We start from the raw sequence: 14,690 nt of genomic DNA, 5'->3' as shown, positions 1-14,690 counted from the left end.
AAAGCCGCCGCGCATCACGTACCGCAACACCCATACACGGACAACGATCACGGCACCTTTGGGTTACTGGTCAATACAACTCGAACCAGCCCGGGATCACCTCGTCATAGGCGTGCCACCACCCCCGGGACTTGCTCTCCCGAGCGAGACTGACCAACACCTCGGTCAGCTCGGCAGACGTGCCGTAGAGCTGGCACATCAAGACCACGTCATGGGTACGCAGCGCAGTCTGGCCACTCTCCAATCGGTACATCTTGGCCCGGGACCATTCGAGGTCATTGGCGGCAGCCTCAAGGTTGATTCCGGCTTCCTCACGTGCCTGGCGCAGAAGCCGGCCGAGTTGCCGCCGTGGAACTGACGAACCGACCTCACTCATCCGGCCTCCGGTCTCACCTCACGTGGCCTGTCTGTCTCATCTGGAACAGAACGGCCGGCCAAACGAGACGGCGTCAATCTCGAAGCATGGTTTTCGGCGTGAGACATTGCAGATTCTTGGTTGAATGCAGGATCGTGCCTGGTAGATGCCCTACTTGCATTGATCTCGGGAGGCAGGCCGTGTGCCGTTGGAAGTGGTTTCACCGACCGGACGAGCCCCTCGACGTGGTGGAGCGGACCCGGTTCCCGGACCGCACAGGGGCCTACCGGCTCACCACGCCGCCCGCGTCGAGGAAAGAAAATGGTGCGTCGTCGCCCCAGCGGGGTGATCGTCATGATGGGTGAGCAGCCCCGACCGGAACCGCCATTTCTCGTGACGATGGCGAGCTACGTGATCGACTTCCATCATCGCAACGTCTGCACCAGGTGTGGCCCGGACGGTTCGTGCCCACGGCTGGTCGAGGCGAGTGATCATCTAAAGGCGTGGCGCGACCGGAAACCAGGCGGCCGTGCAGGCGGGTGACCTGCTTCAGGTCACCCGCGCGGCGAGTATCCAGTTCAGCCGGCCGATCCTGTTTCGCGTCATCCGGGTCCTCGACTGGCCAACCTATGACGGGTGGGTCTGGCTCGATGGCTACGAGGTGGGGCCGCGCCTGGACGCTATCGCCCGAAGGTCGATCTTCGTGCGGCCCGCCGGGCTGCGACCAGTGACACCCGTCGTCCCGACGCGGTCGAGGGCACGCTGACACACAGCAGGTCGCCGATGTGGGGGTGTCCGCGCGAGCGGTTACCCCCACATCGGCGACCTGGTGTGGATCATGTCGGGCACGCCGGATCGGGCCGGATCGGGCCGGGCACGCCGGGGTGGGCGGACCTCAGGCGTCGACGGCGGCCATCACGTCGTCGCTGACGTCGAAGTTCGCGTAGACGTTCTGCACGTCGTCGCAGTCCTCCAGAACGTCGATCAGCTTGAAGATCTTGCGGGCGCCCTCTTCGTCCAGCGGCACGTTCATGCTGGGCACGAGGGACGACTCGGCCGACTCGTACTCGATGCCGGCGTCCTGCAACGCCGTCCGCACCGGGATCAGGTCGGTCGGCTCGGAGACCACCTCGAACGCCTCACCGAGGTCGTTGACCTCCTCCGCCCCGGCGTCGAGGACGGCCATCATCACGTCGTCCTCGCTGGTGCCCTCCTTGGGCACGATCACCACGCCCTTGCGGGAGAACATGTACGACACCGAGCCGGCGTCGGCCAGCGAGCCGCCGTTGCGGGTCAGCGCCGTCCGCACCTCGGTGGCCGCGCGGTTGCGGTTGTCGGTCAGACACTCGATCAGCATCGCCACGCCGTTCGGGCCGTACCCCTCGTACATGATGGTCTGCCAGTCGGCGCCGCCGGCCTCCAGGCCGGAGCCCCGCTTGACCGCGCGGTCGATGTTGTCGTTGGGAACCGAGTTCTTCTTCGCCTTCTGGATGGCGTCGAACAGCGTCGGGTTACCGGACGGGTCGCCGCCGCCGGTCCGGGCGGCCACCTCGACGTTCTTGATCAGCTTGGCGAACATCTTGCCGCGCTTGGCGTCGATGACGGCCTTCTTGTGCTTGGTCGTCGCCCACTTTGAGTGGCCGGACATCTTCTACCTCCGTCTGTCATTGCACGCCTGCGTCGACTGCCGCACCGATTCCGCGCCGCATCCGGCGATCCGGCGGCCGGTCGGCCCCGCGGGAAGTGCCGCGCCGGGCGACGGCCCTGCCGAACCGCGGCAATCTTACCGAGGTCACACCCCGCCATGTCACACCCGGGACCTGCCCGGGGCGGCGGTGCGGCGTCGGGGCCCGCCCAGACCAACGGTCCGGGGGCCCGATCCATGCCCGCGCGCTGGCGTCGGCCGCTCAGGCGGTCCGCACCAACTCCACGAAGTACGCGTGCACGCGCAGGTCACCCGTCAGCTCGGGGTGGAACGAGGTGGCCAGCAGATTGCCCTGCCGGACGGCCACGATCCGCTCGGCGGCCGGGCCACCGGTCACCTTCCCGATCACCTCGACGCCCGCGCCGACCCGCTCGACCCACGGCGCGCGGATGAACACGGCGTGAAACGGCTCGCCCGCCACGCCGGTGATCTCCACGGGCGACTCGAACGAGTCGACCTGCCGACCGAACGCGTTGCGCCGTACCGTCATGTCGATGCCGGCGAAACCGCGCTGGTCGGCGCGGCCGTCCAGCACCTCGGTGGCCAGCATGATCATGCCGGCGCACGAGCCGTAGACCGGCATCCCGTCGGCGATCCGCTTGTCGATCGGCTCGCGCAGCTCGAAGATGTCGACGAGTTTGCTGATGGTGGTGGACTCGCCGCCGGGGATCACCAGGCCGTCGACCGCGTCCAGCTCGCCAGCGCGGCGGACCGGACGGGCGTCCGCGCCCGCTGCGGTCAGCGCCGCCATATGCTCGCGGACGTCACCCTGCACCGCGAGAACGCCGATCACGGGTGCCGTCACATCAACACCGATCCTCTCCACGTCCCGCCCGGGGCGGTGCCGACCGTCACCAACCGCGCTCGGCCAGGCGGTGCGGCTGGGGGATCTCGTCGACGTTGATGCCGACCATCGCCTCACCCAGACCGCAGGAGACCTTCGCCAGCACGTCCGGGTCGTCGTGGAACGTGGTGGCCTTGACGATCGCGGCGGCCCGCTGCGCCGGGTTGCCGGCCTTGAAGATGCCGGAGCCCACGAAGACGCCCTCCGCGCCGAGCTGCATCATCATCGCCGCGTCGGCCGGGGTCGCGATCCCGCCGGCGGTGAACAGCACCACGGGCAGCTTGCCGCTCTCGGCGACCTCCTTGACCAGCTCGTACGGGGCCTGCAACTCCTTGGCCGCGACGTACAGCTCGTCGGCCGGCAGCGAGGAGAGCCGACGGATCTCCTGGCGGATCTTCCGCATGTGGGTGGTGGCGTTGGAGACGTCACCGGTGCCCGCCTCGCCCTTGGAGCGGATCATGGCCGCGCCCTCGGTGATCCGGCGCAGCGCCTCGCCCAGGTTCGTCGCGCCACAGACGAAGGGCACGGTGAACGCCCACTTGTCGATGTGGTTCGCGTAGTCGGCCGGCGTCAGCACCTCGGACTCGTCGACGTAGTCCACGCCCAGCGACTGGAGGATCTGCGCCTCGACGAAGTGGCCGATGCGGGCCTTGGCCATCACCGGGATGGAGACGGCGGAGATGATGCCGTCGATCATGTCGGGGTCGCTCATCCGGGACACCCCGCCCTGCGCGCGGATGTCGGCGGGCACCCGCTCCAGCGCCATCACCGCGACGGCGCCGGCGTCCTCGGCGATCTTGGCCTGCTCGGCGTTGACGACGTCCATGATCACGCCGCCCTTGAGCATCTCGGCCATGCCCCGCTTGACGCGGGCCGTGCCGACGACGGGGGCGGTACCGGTGGTCGAGGCGGTGGTGTCGGACACGGGTCAGCACTCCTTGGACGTGCGGTGGGAGGTGGCAGCGGAAATGCTACGCACCGCGCAACGCCGCGCCGACAGCCAATCCGACCCCCGGTGGCCTGCACTGTGGCCCCGCTCACCGGCCGACGACGTCCACCGGCGTTCGCCCGGTCAGCCGGCCGGCACGTCCGCCGGCACGACGAGCGTCGGGTCGTCGATGTCGAAGTAGCGCGGCCACTGGCGGCCCCGCCCCATCCGCAACAACCGCACCAACGGCCGACTGCGCGCCGCACGGGCGTCACGTACCAGATCGGTGTGCACCTGCCGGGACAGCGCGAGCCGGCGGCTCGCCGCGATGACCGCCGTGCAGTCCGGGTCGGTCGGGTCCAACCGCACCGTGCGTAACTGCCGGGTCAGGTCGTTCTCGGCCGCCTCCCGCTCGTCAGGCGCGGCGTCGAGCGCGATCCGGGCCGCCGCGTACAGCTCGACGCCGAAACGCCGCTCCGCCAGCACGGCGGCCGCCGCCGCGCGGCGCAACAGGTGGGCGTCGAGGGCCCGCGCCGCCAGCTCCGCGCGGCCCTGCAGCCGCTCGACCCGGCCGGCGGTCCAGATGAGGTACGCCGCAAGCACCCCCACGAGCACACTCGCGGCCACCACCCACCACATGTGCGGCATCGTAGTGCTGCTCCGTTTCTCCTCCATTGCGCGCGTCGACACCGGTCACCGGCGTCAGCAGGCGCATCATCGGCCACTCCGGCTCAGCCCAGCCCCACCCACTCCTGGTCGATGACCCGCCCGTCGGTCGCCTCGATCGCCGCTGCGTATACCTCCAGAACACGGCGGGCAACCATGGGCCAGTCGAAATTCGCCACCACCTGATCACCGCAGGCGGTCAGCGCCGCCCGTGCCACCGGGTCGTCGAGCAGCTCGGACAGGGCGTCGCGCAGCCCCACCGCGTCGCCGGTCGGGAACAGCCGCCCCGCCCGCCCACCGTCGAGCACGCGGCGGAACGCGTCCAGGTCGCTCGCCACGACCGTGGTGCCGGCGGCCAGCGCCTCGGTGAGGATCATCCCGAACGACTCACCGCCGGTGTTCGGCGCCACGTAGAGGTGCACGCTGCGCAGCATCCGCGCCTTGTCCGCCTCGGAGACCAGACCGAGGAACGTCACCTGATCCCGCAGCTCGGCCGGGAACTGGTCGTACAGGTCGTCCGGGTCACCCGGGCCGGCGACCAGCAGCCGCAGGCCAGGACGGGTCGCCGCCAGCGCCACGAAGGCGTCCCGCAGCACCGGGAAGCCCTTGCGCGCCTCCGTGAACCGGCCCAGGAAACCCACCGTGCCGCCGGTGCCCGGCCCGCACTCCCCCGGCCAGTCCGGCAGCCGCTCGGCGTCGGCGAACTTCGCCACCGCCACCCCGTTGGGGATCTCCACCGCGCCGCCGTCCATGTGCTCGACCTGCACCTTGCGGGCCAGCGCGCTCACCGCGATCCGGGCCGTGATCCGCTCCAACACGATCTGCAGCACGCCCTGCGCCGCGGCCAGCACCCGCGAGCGGGTCATCGCCGTGTGGAAGGTGGCCACCACCGGCCCGCGCGACGACAGCACCGCCAGCAGCGACAGGCTCAACGTCAGCGGCTCGTGCACGTGCAGCACGTCGAAGTCACCGTTGGTGAGCCAGCGCCGGACCCGGGCCGTGGAGACCGGACCGAACGCGATCCGGGCCACCGACCCGTTGTACGGCAGCGGCACCGCCCGACCGGCGGACACCACGTACTCCGGCAGGTCCGCGTCCTCGTCGGCCGGCGCGAGCACGCTGACCTCGTGCCCGAGGGTGATCAGCGTCTCCGCGAGGTCCACGACGTGGTTCTGCACGCCGCCGGGCACATCGAAGGAGTATGGGCAGACGATACCGATCCGCATGCGTCAGCCACCCCCTTCAGGACCGACCCGAGGACGGTGCGGACAGATCCGCGCCTCCCGCGCCGCGCTGGTCCAGCCACATCCGCTGCAACATGTGCCAGTCTTGCGGATGCCGGGCGATACCCGCCGCCAGACCGTCGGCGATCAGCTGCGTCAGCGACCGGACCCGCTCATCCAGAGGCCCCACCTCGGGGCCCGGCACCGGCAGGGGACCGCTGAGCGACGCGCACGCCGCGTCCTCCTCGTACCACATCGACGCCACGTACAGCGGCGCTCCCGTGTGCAGAGCGAGCAGCGCCGGCCCGGCGGGCATCCGGGTCTTCCCACCGAAGAAGTCCACCTCCACCCCGCGGGCGGAGAGGTCCCGGTCGGCCAGCAACGGCACCACCGCACCGGCACGTACGCGGTCCAGCAGCACGTCGAACGCCGGCCGCGGCCCGCCGTGGGTGGGCAGGATCTCCATCCCCAGCCGATCCCGGAAGGCCAGGAACCGCTTGTACACGCCCTCCGGCTTGAGTCGCTCCATGACCGTGCTGATCGGCCAACCGGTGGCCGCCACCCAGGCGCCCGCGGCGTCCCAGTTGCCGGCGTGCGGCAGCGCCACCACCGCGCCCCGGCCGGCGGCGACATCGGCGGCCAGCAGTTCCGCGCCGTCGAGGCGGAACCCGGACAGGATCTGCGCCCGGCTCAACGCCGGCAGGCGGAACGCCTCCATCCAGTACCGGGCGTACGACCGCAGGCCCCGCCGCACGAGGTCGTCCAGCTCGGCCTCGGGCATCTCTGGGCCGACCACCCGGCGTAGGTTGGCGCGCAGCCGGGCCGTACCCCCGCCGCCGCCGCGGTGCGCGCGGTCCGCGCCCGCCTGGAACGCCGCCGCCACCAACGGCCGGGGCAGCGCGCGGACCAGCCGCCAGCCCGCGATGTAGCCCAGCTCGGTGAGGTTCACGTGGCCCGGCCGCCGGTCGTCGGACGGTGAGTCGGCCGCGCGCCGGCCGCGCTCACGCCTGGCCGTCCGGCTGGAGCTGCTGGGCCTGGCGGTAGACGTGCGCCATCCGCTGCCCCACCGTGAAGATGGAGATGGCGGCCAGCAGCCAGAGCGCGATCTCCAGCGCCGGCTTCACGCCCACGCCGGTGAGGATCCCGCCGACACCGACGATCAACAGCCGCTCGGTACGCTCGGCGATGCCCACGTTGCAGGTCATGCCCAGCCCTTCGGCGCGCGCCTTCACGTAGGAGACGAGCCCACCGGCGGCCAGGCAGAGCAGCGCGGCAGCCACCCCGGAGTGATCATTCTGGGTGGCCAGCCAGTACGCCACCGCGCCGAAGACGGCGCTGTCGGCGACCCGGTCCATGCTCGAGTCGAGGAACGCGCCGAACTTGGTGGAGCCGCCGCTCATCCGGGCCATCGTCCCGTCGAGCAGGTCGGTGAGCGCGAACAGGGTGACGATCAGCGCGCCCGCGACCAGGTGGCCGCGGGCACCGAAGCCGAGCGCGCCGACGAGCACACCGACGGTGCCCGCGACGGTGACGACGTTGGGGGTGACGCCCGCGCGCAGCAGGGCGCGGGCAATCGGCTCGACGACGCGGGTCATCCCCGCGCGGGCCGACACTTGGAAGATCTTCGCCATGGCGGTCCCCACGATAACGGTCCGCCCAGCTCCGGCCATAACGCCGGTCCCGACGACCCGCCCGGGGCAGGCTTGTGCCTGTCCGGTTACGGGTGTGAGATCGAGCCGGGAGGTGAGTCAGCTCACCCGCCCGCCCGTTGATTTCCCGCTTCGCAGCGGACCACCGGAGGATATCGCCGCGCACTCGCCCCGGGCCGCTCCACCTCGCGCGGCGGTCGCCACCCACCACCGGCTGAGGGAGGTGCGCCCCATGGCGCAGAAACATCAGGACAAGGGGGCCACTGGCGGCACGCCGGTGGTCACCGAACCCGCGCGGGTCCGCAACGTGGTGCTCGTCGGACATTCCGGCGCGGGCAAGACGACGCTCGTCGAGGCACTGCTCGCCGCGACCGGCACGATCGGCCGGGCCGGCAGCGTCGTCGACGGCACGACCGTGGGCGACCACGACCCCGCCGCCGTACGCCAGCAGCGCTCGGTGAGCCTGTCGTGCGCGCCCCTGCTGCACAACGGCATCAAGGTCAACCTCTTGGACACGCCCGGGTACGCCGACTTCGTCGGTGAGCTGCGCGCCGGTCTGCGGGCCGCCGACGCCGCGCTGTTCGTGGTCTCCGCCGCCGGCGGCATGGACGCGGCCACCGTCGCCCTGTGGGAGGAGTGCGCCGCCGTCGACATGCCGCGCGCCGTCGCGGTGGCCCGACTGGACCAGCCCCGCGCCGACGTTGACGAGACGGTGGCGCTCTGCCAGCGCCTCTTCGGCGACAACGTGATGCCCCTCTACCTGCCGATGCTCGGCGACGACGGCGTGTCCACCGAGGGGCTGCTCGGCCTGATCACCCGTCGGGTCTTCGACTACAGCGCCGGGCTGCCCGCCGACGTCCGCGCTCCCGACCCGGAGCACCAGCGTGCCATCGACGAGTCCCGCGACGAGCTGATCGAGGGGATCATCGCCGAGAGCGAGGACGAGACCCTCATGGACCGCTACCTCGACGGCGAGGAGATCAGCGACGAGGTGCTCATCGACGACCTGGAGAAGGCCGTCGCCCGGGGTCACTTCTACCCGGTGGTGCCGGTCTGCGCCGAGACCGGCGTCGGGTTGGACGTGCTGCTGGAGGTGCTGACCGCCGCCTTCCCGTCGCCGCTGGAGCACGAACTGCCGGCGGTCACCGGGGTGGACGGCTCGCCCCGCCCACCGCTGACCTGCGACCCGGGCGGCCCGCTCGTCGCCGAGGTCGTCAAGACCACCGTCGACCGGCACGTCGGCCGGGTCTCGCTGGTCCGGGTCTTCTCCGGCACGCTGCGTCCCGACGACACGGTGCACATCTGCGGGCACGGTATGGCCGAGCGCGGGCACCCCGACCACGACGCCGACGAGCGGGTCGGCCACCTCTACACCCCGCTGGGCGCCACCCTGCGCGAGGTGCCGTACTGCGTCGCCGGCGACATCTGCGCGATCACCAAGTCTCCCAGCGCGGAGACCGGCGACACCGTGTCGGCCAAGGACGACCCGCTGCTGATCGCGCCGTGGGAGATGCCGGAGCCGCTGCTGCCGGTGGCGATCGTCGCCCGCAGCCGCGCCGACGAGGACGCCCTCGCCCGCAACCTCGCCCGGCTGGTCGCCGGCGACCCCACCCTGCGGCTGGAGCGCAATCCGGAGACCCATCAGCTGGTGCTCTGGTGCATGGGTGAGGCCCATGCCGACGTCGTGCTGGACCGGCTGCGCTCCGGGGGCGTCGAGCTGGACACCGAACCGGTGAAGGTGTCGCTGCGCGAGACGCTGACCGCACCGGCGCGGGGGCACGGCCGGCACGTCAAGCAGTCCGGCGGCCACGGCCAGTACGCCGTCTGCGACATCGAGGTCGAGCCGCTACCCCGTGGCGCCGGCTTCGAGTTCGTCGACCGGATCGTCGGCGGCGCCGTCCCGCACAACTACATCCCGTCGGTGGAGAAGGGCGTCCGCGCCCAGATGGAACGCGGACTGGTCGCCGGTCACCCGGTGGTCGACCTGCGGGTCACCCTGGTCGACGGCAAGGCGCACAGCGTCGACTCCTCCGACGCGGCCTTCCAGACCGCCGGCGCGCTGGCGCTGCGCGACGCCGCCGAACGCGGCCAGCCGGCGCTGCTGGAACCGATCGACGAGGTGACCATCCGCGTGCCGGACGGCTCGGTGGGCCCGGTGATGGGCGACCTGTCCGGCCGGCGCGGCCGGGTGCTCGGCACCGAACCGGACCCGGACGCCGACGGCCGCACCCTGGTCCGCGCCGAGGTGCCGGCCGTCGAACTGCTGCGGTACGCCGTCGAGCTGCGCTCGATGACCGCCGGCACCGGCACCTTCCGCCGCCACTTCGTCCGGCACGACCCGATGCCCACCCACCTGGCCGACCAGACCCGCAAAGAACACACCCCCTGACAACCCCCGCGCCACCCACCCCGCCCCCGCAGGTCGCCCCGGCCCGGCCCGCCCCGCCCCGCAGGACGGCGGGTCGATCATGGAGTTGTGGTGGGCGAGATGGCCGCCCATAACGGATATGCGAGGCACCACAACTTCATGATCGACGCGGGAGGGGGCGTGGAGCGTCCGCGGGGCGGTCAGGGGTGGGTTGTGGGGTGGGTGGGGCGGGGCCAGTGGGGGCGGTCGGCGTCGCGGAGGGCGGCGGTGCGCAGGGCGGCGAGTTGGCGTTCCACCTCGACGAACTGGTCCGCCGGCAGCGGGCCCCGGTGCAGCGCCGCAGCGTTCTCCTCGACCTGGGCGACCGTACGGCAACCGGGGATCGGGACGGCGCGCCCGCTGCGAGCCCAGATCCAGCCCAGCGCACCCTGGGCGAGGGTACGACCGTCGGCGGTCAGCGCGGCGCGGACCGCGCCGACCCGGCGCAGCCACTCCGGCGCGGGCCGACCGCCGCGGAACCACTCCAGCCAGCCCGGCGCCAACCCGCGTACGTCGTCGCGGGGCAGCGTGGACGCGGCCGTGTACTTGCCGGTGAGCAGCCCCATCCCGAGGGGCCCCTGGTTGATGCTGGCCAGGTCGTACTTGTCGCAGACGGCGAGCATCTCGGGGGCGTCGCGCAGCACCGACAGGGCGTGCTGCACGGCGGCGGCTCCCGGGGCGGCGTGCCCGAACGCGGCGGCGCGGTCGGTGCGGTCGGTGCTCCACCCGTACGCGCGGATCAGGCCCTCGGCGACCAGCTCCTCGCAGACGGCGAACAGCGCCTCCGCACGGTGCACCGGCAGGTCGGCCAGGTGCAGCTGGTAGAGGTCGATCCGGTCGGTGCCCAACCGGCGCAGCGACCCGGTGACGGCCCGCCGCAGGTGCGCCGTTGACGCGTCCTCCCCGGTCGCCTGTCGGGTCGCCTCGTCGAACGTGTAACCCCACTTGGTGGCGATCACGGCCTCGTCCCGCCGGCCGGCGAGCGCCCGGCCCAGCACCTGCTCACCGTGCCCCGCGCCGTACGTGTCGGCGGTGTCGAAGAGGGTGATGCCCTCGTCGAGCGCGCGACGTACGGCCCGGACGGACTCGTCGTCGTCGACCGCCCCCCAGCCCAGCGGCTGGTTACCCTCGGCCCAGGGACCGGCGATCGCCCAGCACCCCATGCCGAGGGCGCTGACCTCGATGCCGCTGCGCCCCAGCATCCGTGTCGTGACTGCCATCGGCCGATCGTGCCACCTTCACCGCGCCGGGACGCAACAACCACCGACGCGGAAACGCGGTGCACGCGCGCCGACGGGGTACGGCATGATCGTCGCCATGCGACGGCTGGGCGTGGACATCGGCGGTGTGCTCATCGAACCGGCCGACGACGACGCCGACACCTCCTTCTTCGGCGCGCACTACCTGCGGACGCCCATGGTCGACGGGGCGTTCGACGCGCTCGCGGCGCTCGGGCCGGCGTTCGACGAGGTGCATCTGGTGTCGAAGTGCGGCGAGTCCACCGAGCGGCGGACCTGGGAGTGGCTCGCCCACCACGACTTCACCGCCCGCACCGGAATCCCCGTCGAACGGGTGCATTTCTGCCGGACCCGCCCGGGCAAGGCGCCGATCGCCCGGCGGCTCGGCCTGACCCACTTCGTGGACGACAAGTTGGAGGTGCTCGGTTACCTCGACTCGGTGCCGCACCGCTTCCTGTTCCGACCCCGCCCTGCGCAGGTCGCCGCGTACGCCGCGCTGCTGCCGCTCGTACACCGGGTGGAGAGCTGGCCGGAGCTGACCGCCCTGCTGCGCGCCGCCTGACCCGAACCGCGCGGACGCCGCGCCGATCCGGGTCGGACCCGGCGGGTCAGGACGGCCAGGCGCGGGCGAGCATGTCGCGGGTGTCGCCGAGCAGCTGCGGCAGCACCTTGGTACGGCCGATCACCGGCATGAAGTTCGCGTCGCCACCCCAGCGGGGCACCACGTGCTGGTGCAGGTGGGCGGCGATGCCGGCGCCGGCCACCCCGCCCTGGTTCATGCCGAGGTTGAAGCCGTGCGCGTTGCTCACCTTGCGGATCACCCGCATCGCCGTCTGGGTGTACGCGGCGAGCTCGACGGTCTCCGCCTCGTCGAGGTCGGTGTAGTCGGCGACGTGCCGGTACGGGCAGACCAGCAGGTGCCCCGGGTTGTACGGGTATAGGTTGAGCAGGACGAAGACGCGCTCGCCGCGGGCCACCACGAGGCTCTCCTCGGCGGGCAGCCCCGGGGCGAGACAGAACGGGCAGCCGGTCGGCTTCTCGTAGCCCTCGGCGGGGCGGTCCTCACCCGAGATGTAGGTCATCCGGTGCGGCGTCCAGAGCCGTTCCAGGCCGTCCGCCATGCCGCCGCTGTCCGTGTGTCGCTCCGCCCCTGTCACGAGCCGATCCTACGGAGCCACGCCAGCGGGCCGCGACACCCGTCGCGGGAAACTCCCCGCTGCAACTTCTTGACGGATTGACGCCGCGGCTGGTCAGCGCCGAACTGCGGCATCTGACCGGTCCGCTCGGGCCGAAGCTGCGAGCACCGCCGGCTGCGAGCACCGCCGGCTGCGAGCACCGCCGCTGCGAGCGCCGCCCGGGTGAAGATCGTGCTCGAACATGGAAGTGACATGGAAGTAGTGGCCTCCCGCGGCGGGGAGGCCACTACTTCCTGAATCGAGCACGATCAAGCGGGCGGGCGGCCCGCGCCTGCTACTCCGCGGCCGCGGAGGGGCCGACGTTGGTACGGGAGGTGACCACGTCGAGGACGTGGGTCACCGCCTCGGCGATCGGCACCCCGTTGCGCTGGGAGCCGTCGCGGTAGCGGAAGGAGACCGTGCCGGCGGCCACGTCGTCGTCGCCGGCGATCACCATGAACGGGATCTTCTGCTGCTGGGCGGTGCGGATCTTCTTCTGCATCCGGTCGTCGCCCGCGTCCACCTGGGCCCGGATGCCCTCGGCGCGCAGCGCCGCGACGAAGCCGTGCAGGTAGTCGGTGTGGTCATCGCGGATCGGGATGCCGATCACCTGCACCGGAGCCAGCCAGGCCGGGAACGCGCCCGCGTAGTGCTCGACGAGCACCCCGAAGAACCGCTCGATCGACCCGAACAGCGCTCGGTGGATCATCACTGGCCGCTGCCGGCTGCCGTCGGCGGCCTGGTACTCCAACCCGAAGCGCTCCGGCTGGTTGAAGTCGACCTGGATGGTGGACATCTGCCAGGTCCGGCCGATCGCGTCGCGCGCCTGCACGGAGATCTTCGGCCCGTAGAACGCTGCACCGCCCGGGTCGGGCACCAGCTCCAGACCCGACGTCTCGGCGGCGGTGCGCAGCGCCTCGGTCGCCTCCGCCCAGTCCTCGTCGGCGCCGATGAACTTGGGCGAGTCGTCGCGGGTCGACAACTCCAGGTAGAAGTCGTCCAGCCCGTAGTCGCGCAGCAGGTCCAGCACGAAGCTGAGCAGCGTGGACAGCTCGCCGGCCATCTGCTCACGGGTGCAGTAGATGTGCGAGTCGTCCTGGGTCAGGCCACGGACCCGGGTCAGGCCGTGCACGACGCCGGACTTCTCGTACCGGTAGACCGTGCCGAACTCGAACATCCGCAGCGGCAGCTCCCGGTACGACCGCCCACGCGACCTGAAGATCAGGTTGTGCATCGGGCAGTTCATGGCCTTGAGGTAGTAGTCCGCGCCCTCGAGCTGCATGGGCGGGAACATCGTGTCCGCGTAGTACGGCAGGTGCCCGGAGGTGTGGAACAGCTGCGCCTTGGAGATGTGCGGCGAGTTGACGAACTCGTACCCCGCGTCCTCGTGCCGCCGCCGCGAGTAGTGCTCCATCTCGCGGCGGATGATGCCGCCCTTGGGGTGGAAGACCGCGAGACCCGAGCCGATCTCGTCGGGGAAGCTGAACAGGTCCAGGTCCGCGCCGAGCTTGCGGTGGTCGCGCCGGGCGGCCTCCTCCAACAGCTTCAGGTACGCCTTGAGCTCGTCCCGGGTCGGCCACGCGGTGCCGTACACCCGCTGTAGTTGGGGGTTCTTCTCCGACCCGCGCCAGTACGCGGCGGCCGGGCGCATCAGCTTGAACGCGCCGATCAGTCGGGTGGTCGGCAGGTGCGGACCCCGGCACAGGTCCGACCAGCAGACCTCGTCGTCCTTGGCGTCGAGGTTGTCGTAGATGGTCAGCTCGCCGCCGCCCACCTCCATCACCTCGTCGGTGTCCAGGTCCTCGCCCTTGACCTCGATCAGCTCCAGCTTGAACGGCTCGTCGGCCAGCTCGGCGCGCGCCTCGTCGAGGCTGCCGAAGCGGCGGCGACGGAACCGCTGCCCGGACTTGATGATCTCCTGCATGCGCTTCTCGAGCTTGCTGAGGTCATCGGGCTGGAACGGCTTGGCGACGTCGAAGTCGTAGTAGAAGCCGTTCTCGATGGGCGGGCCGATGCCGAGCTTGGCCTCGGGGAAGACGTCCTGCACGGCCTGGGCGAGCACGTGCGCGGTGGAGTGGCGCAGCACGTTGAGCCCGTCGGGCGAATCCAGGCTGACCGGCTCGACGACGGTCTCCTCGGTCGGCGACCAGTCCAGGTCACGCAACTGACCCTGCGGATCGCGGACCACGACGATCGCCTTGGGGCCGTTCGCGGGCAGTCCGGCCGCGGCCACCGCGTCGGCCGCCGTCGTCCCGGCGGCGACGACGACGGGGTCGGCCACGGCGGGGGTACGGGGTGCGGACACGGTGACTCCTCCAAGCGGTACGAAACGGTGCCGATCCTCGGCTCCTGCCGATGCTATCGGTCGCACCGTCGGCACCTTCCGACGGCTCGTGTTGAACCTTTCGCGCCTCGGATCCGAACTAGTAGAGCGTCGTGTCTAACGTTCTGGGTATAGGTGGCGGAGTCGGGTACGGGCGTCGTTGGTGGTGAAGTGCCA

General features: G+C 71.4%; 13 protein-coding genes and 1 pseudogene. 3 read left to right on the top strand and 11 right to left on the bottom strand.

Annotation, left to right across the window (positions count from 1 at the left end; all coding sequences use genetic code 11):
• Positions 1–73: 73 nt before the first annotated feature.
• Positions 74–376 (bottom strand): annotated as a pseudogene (locus ACLQ24_RS25040) (helix-turn-helix domain-containing protein); the annotation flags it as partial.
• A gap of 508 nt (positions 377–884) precedes the next feature.
• Between ACLQ24_RS25040 and ACLQ24_RS25035 the strand changes: the two are divergent.
• The gene (locus ACLQ24_RS25035; RefSeq protein ID WP_425894153.1) at positions 885–1,121 is read left to right on the top strand and encodes a hypothetical protein; all 237 of its coding nucleotides are present in this window, start codon (positions 885–887) and stop codon (positions 1,119–1,121) included.
• Positions 1,122–1,250: 129 nt separating this feature from the next.
• Here the strand turns inward: ACLQ24_RS25035 and ACLQ24_RS25030 are convergent, their stop codons facing one another.
• The 7 genes from ACLQ24_RS25030 to pgsA all read right to left on the bottom strand — a co-directional run bounded on the left by ACLQ24_RS25030 (position 1,251) and on the right by pgsA (position 7,352).
• Entirely contained in the window at positions 1,251–2,003 is a 753-nt protein-coding gene (locus tag ACLQ24_RS25030) for a YebC/PmpR family DNA-binding transcriptional regulator (RefSeq protein ID WP_425894152.1), read from the bottom strand.
• A 259-nt stretch (positions 2,004–2,262) separates the two neighbouring features.
• Complete coding sequence (pdxT, locus tag ACLQ24_RS25025; RefSeq protein WP_425894151.1) at positions 2,263–2,865, bottom strand: pyridoxal 5'-phosphate synthase glutaminase subunit PdxT; 603 nt, start codon at positions 2,863–2,865, stop codon at positions 2,263–2,265.
• A 46-nt stretch (positions 2,866–2,911) separates the two neighbouring features.
• Positions 2,912–3,829 carry a pyridoxal 5'-phosphate synthase lyase subunit PdxS gene (pdxS, locus tag ACLQ24_RS25020; RefSeq protein ID WP_425894150.1) on the bottom strand — a complete coding sequence of 306 codons (918 nt, stop codon included), beginning with the start codon at positions 3,827–3,829 and terminating at the stop codon, positions 2,912–2,914.
• Positions 3,830–3,976: 147 nt separating this feature from the next.
• Positions 3,977–4,480, bottom strand: coding sequence for a hypothetical protein (locus ACLQ24_RS25015; RefSeq protein ID WP_425894149.1), 504 nt, complete (start codon positions 4,478–4,480; stop codon positions 3,977–3,979).
• An 83-nt stretch (positions 4,481–4,563) separates the two neighbouring features.
• Positions 4,564–5,724 carry a glycosyltransferase family 4 protein gene (locus ACLQ24_RS25010; RefSeq protein ID WP_425894148.1) on the bottom strand — a complete coding sequence of 387 codons (1,161 nt, stop codon included), beginning with the start codon at positions 5,722–5,724 and terminating at the stop codon, positions 4,564–4,566.
• A gap of 16 nt (positions 5,725–5,740) precedes the next feature.
• A complete protein-coding gene (locus ACLQ24_RS25005; protein WP_425894146.1) occupies positions 5,741–6,670 on the bottom strand; it encodes a phosphatidylinositol mannoside acyltransferase in 930 nt (309 codons plus the stop codon).
• Between the two features lie 52 nt (positions 6,671–6,722).
• Positions 6,723–7,352 (bottom strand): phosphatidylinositol phosphate synthase, encoded by a 630-nt coding sequence (gene pgsA, locus ACLQ24_RS25000; protein WP_425894145.1) that lies wholly within the window; start codon positions 7,350–7,352, stop codon positions 6,723–6,725.
• 250 nt (positions 7,353–7,602) lie between these two features.
• On the opposite strand from pgsA, the gene ACLQ24_RS24995 reads away from it, so the two are divergent.
• Complete coding sequence (locus tag ACLQ24_RS24995; protein ID WP_425894143.1) at positions 7,603–9,759, top strand: elongation factor G-like protein EF-G2; 2,157 nt, start codon at positions 7,603–7,605, stop codon at positions 9,757–9,759.
• A 179-nt stretch (positions 9,760–9,938) separates the two neighbouring features.
• Here ACLQ24_RS24995 and ACLQ24_RS24990 read toward each other — a convergent pair whose 3' ends face one another.
• Positions 9,939–10,997: an aldo/keto reductase gene (locus ACLQ24_RS24990; RefSeq protein WP_425894142.1), complete on the bottom strand. Its 1,059-nt coding sequence runs from the start codon at positions 10,995–10,997 to the stop codon at positions 9,939–9,941.
• Positions 10,998–11,094: 97 nt separating this feature from the next.
• Between ACLQ24_RS24990 and ACLQ24_RS24985 the strand changes: the two genes are divergently transcribed.
• Positions 11,095–11,577: a hypothetical protein gene (locus ACLQ24_RS24985; protein WP_425894141.1), complete on the top strand. Its 483-nt coding sequence runs from the start codon at positions 11,095–11,097 to the stop codon at positions 11,575–11,577.
• A gap of 46 nt (positions 11,578–11,623) precedes the next feature.
• Here ACLQ24_RS24985 and ACLQ24_RS24980 read toward each other — a convergent pair whose 3' ends face one another.
• Both ACLQ24_RS24980 and thrS read right to left on the bottom strand, forming a co-directional pair.
• Entirely contained in the window at positions 11,624–12,136 is a 513-nt protein-coding gene (locus ACLQ24_RS24980) for an HIT family protein (protein WP_425894154.1), read from the bottom strand.
• A 349-nt stretch (positions 12,137–12,485) separates the two neighbouring features.
• Complete coding sequence (thrS, locus tag ACLQ24_RS24975; protein WP_425894140.1) at positions 12,486–14,495, bottom strand: threonine--tRNA ligase; 2,010 nt, start codon at positions 14,493–14,495, stop codon at positions 12,486–12,488.
• Positions 14,496–14,690 lie beyond the last annotated feature (195 nt).

The sequence above is a fragment of the Micromonospora sp. DT4 genome (assembly GCF_049841675.1).
Classification (GTDB): domain Bacteria; phylum Actinomycetota; class Actinomycetes; order Mycobacteriales; family Micromonosporaceae; genus Micromonospora.
The sequence above is the reverse complement of the archived record's forward strand: the minus strand, read 5'-3'. Positions and strand labels throughout refer to the sequence as shown.

Bases quoted from the DNA above. Each gene is read 5' to 3' on its own strand.
- ACLQ24_RS25030 (WP_425894152.1), bottom strand. From the start codon at position 2,003: ATGTCCGGCCACTCAAAGTGGGCGACGACCAAGCACAAGAAGGCCGTC.
- ACLQ24_RS25015 (WP_425894149.1), bottom strand. From the start codon at position 4,480: ATGCCGCACATGTGGTGGGTGGTGGCCGCGAGTGTGCTCGTGGGGGTG.
- ACLQ24_RS25010 (WP_425894148.1), bottom strand. From the start codon at position 5,724: ATGCGGATCGGTATCGTCTGCCCATACTCCTTCGATGTGCCCGGCGGC.
- pgsA (WP_425894145.1), bottom strand. From the start codon at position 7,352: ATGGCGAAGATCTTCCAAGTGTCGGCCCGCGCGGGGATGACCCGCGTC.
- ACLQ24_RS24995 (WP_425894143.1), top strand. From the start codon at position 7,603: ATGGCGCAGAAACATCAGGACAAGGGGGCCACTGGCGGCACGCCGGTG.
- ACLQ24_RS24990 (WP_425894142.1), bottom strand. From the start codon at position 10,997: ATGGCAGTCACGACACGGATGCTGGGGCGCAGCGGCATCGAGGTCAGC.
- ACLQ24_RS24985 (WP_425894141.1), top strand. From the start codon at position 11,095: ATGCGACGGCTGGGCGTGGACATCGGCGGTGTGCTCATCGAACCGGCC.
- ACLQ24_RS24980 (WP_425894154.1), bottom strand. From the start codon at position 12,136: ATGGCGGACGGCCTGGAACGGCTCTGGACGCCGCACCGGATGACCTAC.